We start from the raw sequence: 11,489 nt of genomic DNA, 5'->3' as shown, positions 1-11,489 counted from the left end.
CCCGTCCGCAAGCCTTGTTGTTCGACTTTGACGGCGTGCTGCTGGAGAGCGAATTCGCTGGCAACCGACAGATCGCCGAGTTCCTCACGCAAGCCGGCTACCCGACCAGCGCCGCCGATTCGATGGCCAATTTCATGGGCCTGTCGGGCACCCACTTCACCCAGGCGATCGAACGCTGGGTCGGCGGACCGATCCCCGCCGGCTTTTTCGAAGCCCGCGCGATCGAAGACGCCCGGGTGCTGGAAGAGGGCGTCGAGGCAGTGGCCGGCGCCATCGCCTTCGTCCGCTCGCTCCCCGCCGACCTGCCGCGCGCGATCGTCTCGTCGAGCACGACCCACTGGATCTCGACCCATCTGCGCCATCTGGGGCTGGCCGACGCGTTCGGCGATCATATCTACAGCGGCAAGGAGCATGTCGCGAACGGCAAGCCCGCACCCGACCTGTATCTCTACGGCGCGAAGCAGCTCGGCGTGCCAATCGAACAATGCGCGATCCTTGAAGACTCACCGGTCGGCGTCACCGGCGCGGTCGCATCGGGCGCGCGCGTGATCGGCCTGTGTGCGGGGTCGCACTGCGGCGTCGGCCACGACGCCCGCCTGCGCGAACTGGGCGTGACCGACATCGCGCACGGCTTCGATGAGGTTTCGAAGCTGCTGGGGCTGGAGCCGGTGAACGCCTGAATCGGTTCACGCGACGGCGTGGAATAGAAGAAATTGGTTCGCGCAGAGCCGCCGAGGCGCAGAGAGATTGTTCTTGACGCAACCTCACCCGCGACCGAGGCCCTTCTTTCAGGTTGCAGCGGGCGCATTCGTCTGCCGAACGCACGCGAAGACGCAGCAAACGCAACCCCTCTGCGCCTCCGCGTCTCTGCGCGAAATCTAACCTTCTTTGCGCCTTCGCGCGAACCGATCCCGGCTCGCCGCGAAGACAGAACCGAAGCGTTACTCCGCCTTCTTCGCGGCCTGTTCCGCCGCCGCCGGATCGACCGACGGCGCGCCCGAAGCGGGTGTGGCCGCGTTCACGATGTCGGCGGTATTGGCGGTCGCGCCTTCCTCGACATTCTTCACGCCTTCCTCGGCCGGCGCGGCTCCGGCGGCGGGGGCGGCCGGCAGCGGCAGGTTCGACCCTTGCGTGTTGAGATAGGCGATGACGTTCGCCCGGTCCTCGGCACTGCCCAGACCGGCAAAGGTCATCTTGGTCCCCGGCGCATATTTACGTGGCGACGTCAGCCACGCGTTCATCGCGTCGAAGTCCCAATTGCCGGCAACGCCGGTCAACGCGCTCGAATAGGCGAAACCGGCCAGATGGCCGTGCTTCTTGCCGATCACGCCCCACAGGTTCGGGCCGATACCATTGGCCCCGCCCTGATTGACCGTGTGACAGGCCGCGCATTTCTTGAAGACTTCCGCGCCCTTGGCGACGTCGGCGGAGGCCAGCAGCGTCGCGATCGGTACCGCTGCCGCCGCGCCGCCGCCACCCGCCTCGGCAGCGCCCTCGACCGGATAGCCCGGCTTTTCCGGCGGGCCGGAATGGAAGATCATGCCACTGGCAATGGACAGTCCGAGGGCAGCGGCGCATCCCGCCAATACCCAACCCGCGATCGTGTTCGTCCGGTCGTCCATGCGCTGAGCCGTCTCGCCTAAGATGGTTTTGTTTGGAGCCATGCTTAGAGGTGGCTTTGATTACTGGCAAGACGGGCTTGCCGGTTGCCGCCGCGAGCGATATCCGCCGCCCCCCATGCACAAATACGCAGCACCGGCGCGCCCCCTTGTCGCGCAGATGACCGAAGCCGCCGCCCGCGAACCGCATCGCGCCGTGGCGTTTCAGGGCGCGCCCGGCGCCAATTCGCACGTCGCACTGGCACAGGCGTTTCCCGACGCGCTGCCCCTGCCCTGTTTCGGCTTTGCCGACGCGATCGACGCGGTGCGTTCGGGCCAGGCCGATTGCGCGATCATTCCGATCGAAAATTCGCTGCACGGTCGCGTCGCCGACATTCATTTCCTGCTGCCCGAATCGGGCCTGGTCATCACCGGTGAACATTTCCTGCCGATCCGGCACGCGCTGCTGGGCCTCGGTCCGATCGAGGCGGTGCGCCAGGCGATGAGCCACGAACAGGCGCTCGGCCAATGCCGCCACTGGCTCGGCGCGCGCGGCATCGAACCGGTGGCGCATCCCGACACGGCGGGCGCGGCAGCGTCGGCGGCGGCGATGGCCGACCCGTCCGTCGCCGCCCTCGCGCCGCCCGCCGCTGCGACGCTGTACGGGTTGCAGGTGCTGGCCGACGACATCGCCGACGCCGATCACAATACCACCCGCTTCGTCGTCCTTGCCCGCGCCGCAGCATCGGAATTGCCCGCCGGGCCCTGCATGACGACGTTGGTGTTCGAGGTGAAGAACGTACCCGCCGCGCTGTACAAGGCGATGGGCGGTTTCGCGACCAACGGCGTCAACATGACCAAGCTGGAAAGCTATCAGCGCGGCGGCACCTTCGCCGCGACCGAATTCTTCTGCGATATCGAAGGGCGACCGGGCGAACCCCATGTCGACCGCGCGCTGGAGGAATTGGCGTTCCATACCAAGAGCATGCGACTGCTGGGCAGCTACGGACGGGCGCGCGAGCGGGGGTAAGCCCGCCCCCAGGGTAAAAATCCGTTTGGTTCGGACAGCTTCGAGCGTAGTCGAGAGGCGTCTGTCGAGAACCCGGTCGCTTGCGGCAACCCCTTCTCGACTTCGGTTCTCGACACGCTCGAACCTGCGCTCGAAGCAAACGGGGTCGGTAGTCTAGGAGTTGGCCCAGGCCGCCAGCAAACTATGCGCGATCGCATAAGCCGGCGGTGCGATGAACCGCCCGGTCTCTCCCGACAGCGCCGCGCGAACCTCCGCCCGCGTCGCCCAGAACGCATCCTCCAGCTCGGCCGTGTCCACCCGCAACCGGTCGTCCTCGGCAACGGCGATGCATCCGATCATCAGCTGCGACGGGAACGGCCAGGGCTGGCTGGCGACATAGCGTACCGCGCCGACGCGCACCCCCGCTTCCTCCAGCACCTCGCGCGCCACCGCTTCCTCGATCGATTCGCCGACCTCGACGAACCCTGCCAGCGTCGAATAGCGCCCCGGCGGCCAGCTGGGTTGCCGCCCCAGCAGCACCCGGTCGCCGTGTTCGACCGCCATGATGACCACCGGGTCGGTGCGCGGAAAATGCTGCGCAGCGCAGGTGCCGCACGCGCGCGCCCACCCCGCCCGCGACACCGCCGTCGCCTGCCCGCAATTCGCGCAGAAACCATGCCGGACATGCCAGTCGATCAGGCTGCGGGCGATGCCGTACAGCGCCGCCTCGCCGACCGGCATGGCAGCCAGCGTCGTCATCAGCGTCGGCGATCGCATCGCCGGCGCGGTCGCGATGCCATCGCCGATCGCGAATAACGGCGCGCCGTCCAGATTGCCGAGCAATAACGCGTCGCCCCGCGCCGGGTCCATCGGCACCAACGCCAGCCGGTCGCCCTCGACCGGCGGGGCAAGTCCGTTCAGCACCAGCAACCGCGCACCCGGATGCGCCAGCGCCCGCGCGAACGCCGTCGGATCGTCGCGCTCGTGATCGACCCGCTCCAGCGTCGCGCCGGTAAAACCGATCATCGCGCGCCCGCGAGATCGCTTGCCAGCGCCTTCACCAGATCCTCGCGCAGCGGGAAACGATCGGCCGGGAAATAATTGACCATTACCGTGCCACGCACCTGCCGCACCGGATCGACGAACGCGACGGTGCCCGCTGCGCCGCCCCAGCCATAGGTGCCCTTGCCCGGCCGCCCCGGCAGCGTTTCCAGATAGACCGAACCGCCGGCACCGAAGCCCATTTTCGGCCCCGCCTGCCCGCCGGTCGCACCGTCGACCCCGCCGAAGGTGACGCCGTCAGGCAGCAGGTTCGACATCGCCAGCGCGACCGTCTCCGCTTTCATCACCCGCTTGCCGTCCAGCGTCCCGCCATTCTGCAACATGTGCAGAAACCGGTCGTAATCGCGCGCCGACATCGCCAGCCCCGCGCCGCCATAGGGAAAGCTTGGCTTCTGCAACCAGACCGACGTCGCCGCCGGATCGACCGGGGTCAGCGTGTCGCCCGCCCACGCATAGTTGGTCGCCAGCCGCGCCTTCTCACGCTCCGGCACTTGCCAATAGGTCGACGTCATGCCGAGCGGGCCGAACATCCGCGATTGCAGGAAACGCTCGAACGACATGCCGCTCGCGACCTCGATCACCCGGCCCATCACGTCGAGACCGATCGAATAGCTCCATTTCGTCCCCGGCTCGGCGATCAGCGGCAGCGAAGCGACCTGGTTGGCGAATTCTTCCAGCGATTTGGGCCGCGCCTGTGCCATCGCGACCTCGGTCTGGGCATTGACCGCCGCCGGCACGATGCCCAACCGCTCATATTCCTTGAGCAACGGCCCCTTGGTCACGATGGTATAGCCAAGCCCGGCGGTATGGGTCAGCAGGTTGCGGACGGTGATCGGTTTGGTCGCCGCGCGGCTGGCAAGGCTGTTGTCGGGATCGGTCAGTACCTTCATCGACTTGAACGCGGGGATGAAATCGCTGATCGGCTGGTCGAGCTTCAGCTTGCCGTCCTCGACCAGCATCATCGCCGCGATGCCGGTGATCGGCTTGGTCATCGAATAGACGCGCCACAGCGTATCGACATTGGCCGCCGGCGCGCTCGCATCGGCGGCGGTGCGTCCGGCGGCCTGCGCGCTGGTCCACGTCGGACCGCCGACGACCACGACCATGCCCGGGACCTTCTTGTCCATGACATAGGTTTTGACCATCGCCTCGGTCGCCGGCAGCGAGCGCGTCGCGGGAGCGGCCGGTGCGCGGGGCGGTGCCGCCTGAGCAAAGGCCGCCACCGGTTGCGCCAGCAGCACCGCCAGCGCCATCGATCCGTGCGCCCATCGTCCGATCGTCATCGCATTCCCTCCACCACCGCTATCGCCCGCGCGAACAGCGTCGGCAGCCCGGCATCGGCGATCTCCGCCACCGGCCACCATTCGCCCTGCACGGGTTCGTCGCCTGCATCCGCCACCATGACCGTGCAGGCAAGATCGAAATGGGTGAAACCGTGGCGAACCAACCCGATGCTGCGCCAGTCGGCAGCAAAGGGCGCGCCCTCCGTCCCCGGATCGCGGTCGACCCACGGCCCGGTCGGCAGCGCACGCATCCCGCCCAACAGCCCCTTGTCGGGACGGCGGACCAGCAACACCCGTCCATCACGCTCCGCCCAGAACAACGTGCCGAAGCGTTGCGGCTTGGCTTTCTTCGCGGCCTTGACCGGAAAGGCTTCGGGCGTCCCGGCACGAAATGCGGTGCAATCGTCGCGCAACGGGCACAACAGGCAGCGCGGCCCCCGCACCGTGCATACCATCGACCCCAGATCCATCATCGCCTGCGCGAAATCGCCCGCGCGGTCGTCGGGCGTGACGGTGTCGGTCGCGGCGCGAATCGCCGGCCGGGCGGCGGGCAGGGGGGCACCGATCGCGAACAGCCGCGAGACGACGCGCTCGACATTGGCATCGACCACCACCGCCCGTCGCCCGAACGCGATCGCGGCGATTGCGGCGGCGGTATAGTCGCCGATCCCCGGCAGGGCGCGTAAGCCATCCTCGGTATCGGGCAGCGCGCCCCGCGCCGCGACGACCCGTGCGCACGCCAGCAGATTGCGTGCCCGCGCATAATAGCCGAGCCCGGCCCATGCCGCCATGACATCGGCATCCGCCGCCGCCGCAAGCGCCGCGAACGACGGCCAGCGCGCCGTCCAGCCCAGGAAATACGGACGGACGGTTGCGACCTGCGTCTGTTGCAGCATCACTTCGGACATCCATACGCGATACGGATCGGGCGGCGGCGCGCCGGGCGGGCTGCGCCATGGCAGGCTGCGATGATTGCGGTCGTACCAGTCGAGCAACCGTTCGGCGACAGAGAGATGCTTGGCGTCCACCGCGGCTCTATGGCATGGGGTGGCGACAATGACGACGCGTCCCCGCCCCCATGCGACGATTCCCGAACCCCGCCGCCGTGGCGGCGCGCGCGCCGTGGCCGAATTGCTGCCCGATATCGGCGGTGCGGCCTTCCGCAAATTCGGGTTCGTGCAGTCGGCGGTGGTCAGCCGCTGGGGAGAGATCGTCGGCGAACGCTTCGCCCGCGTATCCGCGCCCGAATCGATCCGCTTCCCGCCGGGCAAGCGCGCCGATGGTACGCTGACGCTGACCGTATCGGGCGCGCACGGGACGATGATGCAGCATATCGCGCCGGAAATCGTCGAACGGGTCAACCGGTTCTTCGGCTATGCTGCCGTCGCGCGATTGCAGTTCCGGCATGGCGAGGTCCGTCCGCGCCGCGCGATCCCGGTCCGGCGCGATCCGCTGCCGGTCCCGGCCGATATGGGCGAATCGATCCGCGACATCGCCGATCCCGAACTGCGCGCGGTGCTTGCCGCGCTGGCCGGTGCCGTCGCCGCCCCGCCGCCCCCCGCCATTCCGATTCTTGGCAAGGTCCGCTGATGCGTATCCTCATTCTCGTCTGTTCGTTCCTGCTGGCGCTGTTCGGCATGCCCCCGGCCAAGGCGCAGGCACCGGCCCGCGCCACGGCCGGCCGCGACTGGTCGACCAACGTCACGATGCTGCCGACCGGCGGGATCGTCGTCGGCAACCCGATGGCGCGGGTGCAGCTGGTCGAATGGGCCAGCTATACCTGCCCGCACTGCGCCGCCTTCGCCAAGGATGCGCGGGCCGAGCTGCCGGCATTGCTGCGGTCGGGAAAGGTACGGGTCGAATATCGCACGCTGCCGCGCGACGCGCTCGACCTCGCGGCGGCATTGCTCGTGCGCTGCGGCGGTCCGAACCGCTTCATTGCCGCGCATGACGCGATCATGGCGCAGCAGGCGGCGATGCTCGACAAGGCCGATGCCTTTGCCCAGACGCCCGCCGCGCAGACCCGCGCCGCGACGATCGCGATCCGCCTGCAACAGCTGGCCGAGGCGACCGGTCTGCGCGCGCTGATGCGTGGCCACGGCCTTGACGATGCGAAGATCACCGCCTGCCTGAACGACGAAGCCGCGCAGAAGCGGGTCATCGCCATCGCCGAAGCAGCGCAGGCCGCCGGTATCGCCGGCACGCCCAGCTTCGAGGTCAACGGTCAGAAGGCCGACGTTCATGACTGGGCGACCCTGAAGCCGCTGCTCACCGCCAAATAACCCCCGTTCGCAAGAGAGTATTCCCCATGCGTTTCGCACTTCCCCTGATCGCGCTTGCTTCGCTGTCGGCCTGTGGCGGCGGCGGTGATACCGGCGGCAATGGCAGCGCCGCCGCGCCGGTCGCCAATGTCGCCGCGCCCGCCGGACAGAAATGGTCCGACATGGTCGCGGTCACCCCGGAGGGCGGCTATCGCATCGGCAATCCCGACGCGCCGGTGAAGCTGCTCGAATATGGCTCGCGTACCTGCCCGACCTGCGGTGCGTTCGGTCGCGAAGGCAACGAACCGCTCATCAACAACTATGTCTCGACCGGCAAGGTGAGCTTCGAATTCCGCGACTTCGCGGTTCATGGCGCGCCCGATCTCGCCGCGGCGGTCCTCGGTCGTTGCAACGGCACCGCCACCTTCTTCCCGCTGCTCGAAGCGATGTATCAGGATCAGGCCGCCACGCTCGACCGGATGCAGGCACTGCCGCAGGCCGAACAGGCCCGGCTCCAGTCGATCCCGCCGTTGCAGGCGGTTTCGGCATGGGCCGATGCTGCCGGTTTCGTCGATTTCGTCAAGCAACGCGGCGTGCCGGAAGCAAAGGCACGCCAGTGCCTCGCCGACCAGAAGCTGCTGCAACAGGTGGTCAAGATCACCGAAGACGGCGGTTCGGTCGTCACCGGCACCCCGACCTTCCTGATCAACGGCGAAAAGGTCGAGAATGCGGTCAGCTGGCCGCAGATCGAAGCGGCGCTGAAGGCCGCCGGCGCCTGACCCCATGGCCGCGCCGGATGACGCGGCCATCCCCCGCGCGCCGGGGCTGACGCTCCGGCGGCTGCGGCTCGGCGGGTTCAAGAGCTTCGTCGATCCCGCCGATCTGGTGATCGAGGCCGGGCTGACCGGCGTGGTCGGCCCGAATGGCTGCGGCAAGTCGAACCTGCTCGAAGCGTTGCGCTGGACCATGGGCGAGAACAGCGCGAAATCGCTTCGCGGTGCCGGCATGGACGACGTCATCTTCGCCGGCACCGCCACCCGCCCCCAACGCGACTTCGCCGAGGTCGCGATTCTTGCCGAAGACGCCAATGGCGACGAGGTCGAGATCGTCCGCCGGATCGAACGCGGTGCCGGTTCCGCCTATCGCATCAACGGTCGCGACGTGCGGGCCAAGGACGTGTCGCTGCTGTTCGCCGATGCCGCGACCGGCGCGCATTCGCCCGCGCTGGTCAGCCAGAACCGGATCGGCGCGGTCATCGCCGCCCGCCCCGCCGAACGCCGCGCGATGCTGGAGGAAGCGGCGGGCATCGCCGGACTGCACGTCCGGCGCAGGGATGCCGAGGGCAAGCTGCGCGCGACCGAGGCCAATCTCGATCGACTGGGCGAGATGGCGCACGAACAGGATGCCCGCGCCGCGACGCTCCGGCGGCAGGCGCGGGTCGCCGCGCGCTACCGCGAACTGACCGATGCGATCCGGGTGGCGGAGGCGCGGGCGATCTATGCGCGGTGGCGCGACGCGGTGGCGGCTGCCGATGCAGCGACGGCAGAAGCGAAGGCCGCCGAGGAAGTAGTCGCCGGTCAGGCCGGGGCGCAGGGACAGGCGACCGGCGAACTGTCCGGCGCCACGCAGGCGCTCGCCACCGCCCGCGCCGATGCCGAACGCCTGCGCCAGCAGGTCGGCGATGTCGGCCATGCCCGCGAACGGGTGCAGGCACAGGCCAATGCGGCGACCCGGCGGCTGGCCGACCTGACCGCACAGGCGGCGCGCCTGACCGAGGACCGGGCACGCGAGGCGGCGCTGGCCGGCGACGCCGAAACGGCCGTCGCACGGCTCGAGGCCGAACGCGCACGACTGGCCGACACGCTGGCAAAAGCCACCGCCCGCCTGCCCCTGCTCGATACCGCGCTGGACGCGGCGACCCGCGCCGCCGCGATGGCCGACACCGCCCATGCCGAGGCGCTGGCGGCACAGGCCGCCGAACTGGCCGAAGCGCGTGTCGCCACTGCCGCGCACGATGCCGCCCGCGCCCGGCTCGACCGCGTCCGGCGCGACGAAGCGCGGCTGCTCGCCGAACAGGCGGCGCTGGCGGCGGTCGCGCCGCTGTTCGCCGAACGCACGGCGGCGACCGAACGACGGGCCGCGGCGCTGACCGACGCAGACACGGCTCGTGCGGCAATCACCAATGCCGAAGCCGCCGACCGGTCCGCACAGGAATCCCGGGATCGCGCCCAGTCCGACCGCGCCGCCGCCGCCGCCGAACTCGCCGCGATCGACAGCGAGATCGCGGCGCTCGACCGTGCGCTCCGCCGCGGCGGGCGCGCCCGGATCATCGATTCGGTCGTGGTCGAACCCGGCTTCGAAGCGGCATTGGCGGCGGCGCTGGGTGACGATCTCGACGCCGGTACCGACCCGGCCGACGATCGCTACTGGCAGGGCGACGATGGCCCGACCGATGGGCCGGCGATACCGATCGGGGTCGGCCGGCTGTCGGCGCATGTCACCGCCCCGCTCCTTGCCCGGCGACTGGCGCAAATCCTGGTCGTCGAACGTGACGAGGGTACGCCCTTGGCGGTCGGGCAGCGGCTGGTGACGCTCGACGGGGCCCTGCGCCGCTGGGACGGCTTGCGCAGCCGCGCCGGATCGGGGGCGGCGGCGGCGGAACGGCTGGCACGGACCAACCGGCTGCGCCTGTTGCGCGAGGGGCGGCCGGCGCTGGTCGATCGACGCGACGTCGCCGACACAGCGCTCCGTTCGGCCGATGTCGCGATCGCCGAAGCGCGCGCGACCCTGACCGCCGCGCGCCGGGCGCTCGACGCTGCCGAGACCACCGCCCGCGATGCCGCCCGTGCCGAAGACCGCGCCGCCGCCGCGATCGAACGGGCGCAGGCGCGCGCCGACGATGTCGCGGCCCGCTTGCAGCGTCTGCGTGGCGACCTCGCCGAAGCGCTGGCCGATGCGGACCGTGCGGCCGCTACGGTCGCGCAACTGCCCGACCGGACCATGGCCGCCGCAAGGGTCGCCGGATCGCTGGCGCAAGCCGATGCCGCCCGCGTGCGCGTCGCCGACGCCCGCGCCGCCCGGTCGACCCTCGACGACGCGCTGGTCCGCGACCGCGAGCGTGCCGGTGCGGCAGCCAGCGAGATCGCGTCGTGGCACGCCCGCGCCGCCGACGCTGCCGGTCGGATCGCCGAGATCGACGATCGCATGGCGACCATCGCCGCCGACCGCGATGCCCTGCGCGATCGGCCTGCCGCGCTTGCCGCCGAACTGGCGCGGATCGAGAGCGACTTCACCCGGTTGCGCGCTACTGCTGCCGAGGCCGCTGCCGCGGAACAGGCCGCCGACGCGCGCCTGCGTGCCGCCGAGCGCACCATGAGCGGCATTGCCGAAATGCTCGCCGCCGCCCGCGAAACCCGCGCCGGTGCAGCGGCACGTGCCGAGGGGCATGAACAACGCCGCTTGGAAACGGGCAGGCTGTCGGGCGAGCGTTTCCAATGCCCCCCGCCGCTCTTGCCGCGCATCGGCTTCGTCGGGGCCGAGGTCGGCGACGCGGGCGCCGAGACCGCAGCGCATGACCGGTTGCTCGCCGACCGCGACCGGATCGGCCCGGTCAACCTGATCGCCGAGACCGAACTGGCCGAACTGGAGGCCGCACAGGACGAAACCGCCGCCGAACGCGCCGATCTGGCCGAGGCGGTCCAGCGGCTGCGCGGATCGATCCGCACGCTGAACCGCGAAGGACGGCAACGCCTGCTGGCGGCGTTCGAAGCGGTGGACGCGCATTTCCGCCGGCTGTTCGGTGCGCTGTTCGATGGCGGGCAGGCCCGGCTCGAACTGATCGATTCGGACGATCCCTTGGAAGCAGGTCTCGAAATCCTCGTCCAGCCGCCGGGCAAGCGTCTGCAATCGCTGACCTTGCTCTCCGGCGGCGAACAGGCGCTGACCGCCGTCGCACTGATCTTCGCGCTGTTCCTGACCAACCCCGCGCCGATCTGCGTCCTCGACGAAGTCGATGCGCCGCTCGACGATGCCAATATCGACCGCTTCTGCGACCTGCTCGACCGGATGGCCGCCGATACCGACACCCGCTACCTGATCGTCACCCACAATGCCGCGACGATGAGCCGGATGCACCGCTTGTTCGGCGTGACGATGATCGAACGCGGCGTCAGCCGGCTGGTGTCGGTCGATCTGGGCGGCGCGACCAGTCTGCTGGCGGCGGAGTAGCCTCCTTCGCCCACCCCATCCCGTTTGGTTCGAGCAGCTTCGAGCTTGT

General features: G+C 69.7%; 10 protein-coding genes. 6 read left to right on the top strand and 4 right to left on the bottom strand.

The window, feature by feature from the left end; all coding sequences use genetic code 11:
* The first annotated feature begins 14 nt into the window (after positions 1-14).
* A complete protein-coding gene (locus tag ASE91_RS02085) occupies positions 15-680 on the top strand; it encodes an HAD family hydrolase (protein WP_056622197.1) in 666 nt (221 codons plus the stop codon).
* Positions 681-941: 261 nt separating this feature from the next.
* Here the strand turns inward: ASE91_RS02085 and ASE91_RS02080 are convergent, their stop codons facing one another.
* Positions 942-1,622 (bottom strand): c-type cytochrome, encoded by a 681-nt coding sequence (locus ASE91_RS02080; protein ID WP_056622195.1) that lies wholly within the window; start codon positions 1,620-1,622, stop codon positions 942-944.
* 115 nt (positions 1,623-1,737) lie between these two features.
* Here ASE91_RS02080 and ASE91_RS02075 point away from each other — a divergent pair, with 115 nt between their 5' ends.
* Complete coding sequence (locus tag ASE91_RS02075; RefSeq protein ID WP_056622193.1) at positions 1,738-2,628, top strand: prephenate dehydratase; 891 nt, start codon at positions 1,738-1,740, stop codon at positions 2,626-2,628.
* 153 nt (positions 2,629-2,781) lie between these two features.
* Here ASE91_RS02075 and nudC read toward each other — a convergent pair whose 3' ends face one another.
* From nudC to ASE91_RS02060, 3 genes are read right to left on the bottom strand one after another with little or no spacing between them, the layout of a single operon-like run.
* The gene (gene nudC, locus ASE91_RS02070; protein WP_056622191.1) at positions 2,782-3,633 is read right to left on the bottom strand and encodes an NAD(+) diphosphatase; all 852 of its coding nucleotides are present in this window, start codon (positions 3,631-3,633) and stop codon (positions 2,782-2,784) included.
* Entirely contained in the window at positions 3,630-4,952 is a 1,323-nt protein-coding gene (locus ASE91_RS02065) for a serine hydrolase domain-containing protein (RefSeq protein WP_056622189.1), read from the bottom strand. Before ASE91_RS02065 ends, nudC begins: the two co-directional genes overlap by 4 nt.
* Positions 4,949-5,980, bottom strand: coding sequence for an A/G-specific adenine glycosylase (locus ASE91_RS02060; RefSeq protein ID WP_235530258.1), 1,032 nt, complete (start codon positions 5,978-5,980; stop codon positions 4,949-4,951). Before ASE91_RS02060 ends, ASE91_RS02065 begins: the two co-directional genes overlap by 4 nt.
* Positions 5,981-6,008: 28 nt before the next feature.
* Between ASE91_RS02060 and ASE91_RS02055 the strand changes: the two genes are divergently transcribed.
* From ASE91_RS02055 to ASE91_RS02040, 4 genes are read left to right on the top strand one after another with little or no spacing between them, the layout of a single operon-like run.
* Positions 6,009-6,542 carry a DUF721 domain-containing protein gene (locus ASE91_RS02055; RefSeq protein ID WP_056622184.1) on the top strand — a complete coding sequence of 178 codons (534 nt, stop codon included), beginning with the start codon at positions 6,009-6,011 and terminating at the stop codon, positions 6,540-6,542.
* Positions 6,542-7,234, top strand: a complete 693-nt coding sequence (locus ASE91_RS02050) for a DsbA family protein (RefSeq protein ID WP_056622182.1) — start codon at positions 6,542-6,544, stop codon at positions 7,232-7,234. The genes ASE91_RS02055 and ASE91_RS02050 overlap by 1 nt, the downstream gene beginning before the upstream one ends.
* Positions 7,235-7,260: 26 nt before the next feature.
* Entirely contained in the window at positions 7,261-7,992 is a 732-nt protein-coding gene (locus ASE91_RS02045; RefSeq protein WP_056622179.1) for a thioredoxin domain-containing protein, read from the top strand.
* Between the two features lie 46 nt (positions 7,993-8,038).
* Positions 8,039-11,440: a chromosome segregation SMC family protein gene (locus ASE91_RS02040; RefSeq protein ID WP_056622304.1), complete on the top strand. Its 3,402-nt coding sequence runs from the start codon at positions 8,039-8,041 to the stop codon at positions 11,438-11,440.
* The last annotated feature ends 49 nt before the right edge of the window (positions 11,441-11,489 follow it).

The organism is Sphingomonas sp. Leaf62, assembly GCF_001421915.1.
In the GTDB taxonomy this organism is placed as follows: Bacteria; Pseudomonadota; Alphaproteobacteria; order Sphingomonadales; family Sphingomonadaceae; genus Sphingomonas.
Note: the sequence above shows the minus strand (reverse complement) of the source record. Positions and strands in the feature narration are given on the sequence as shown.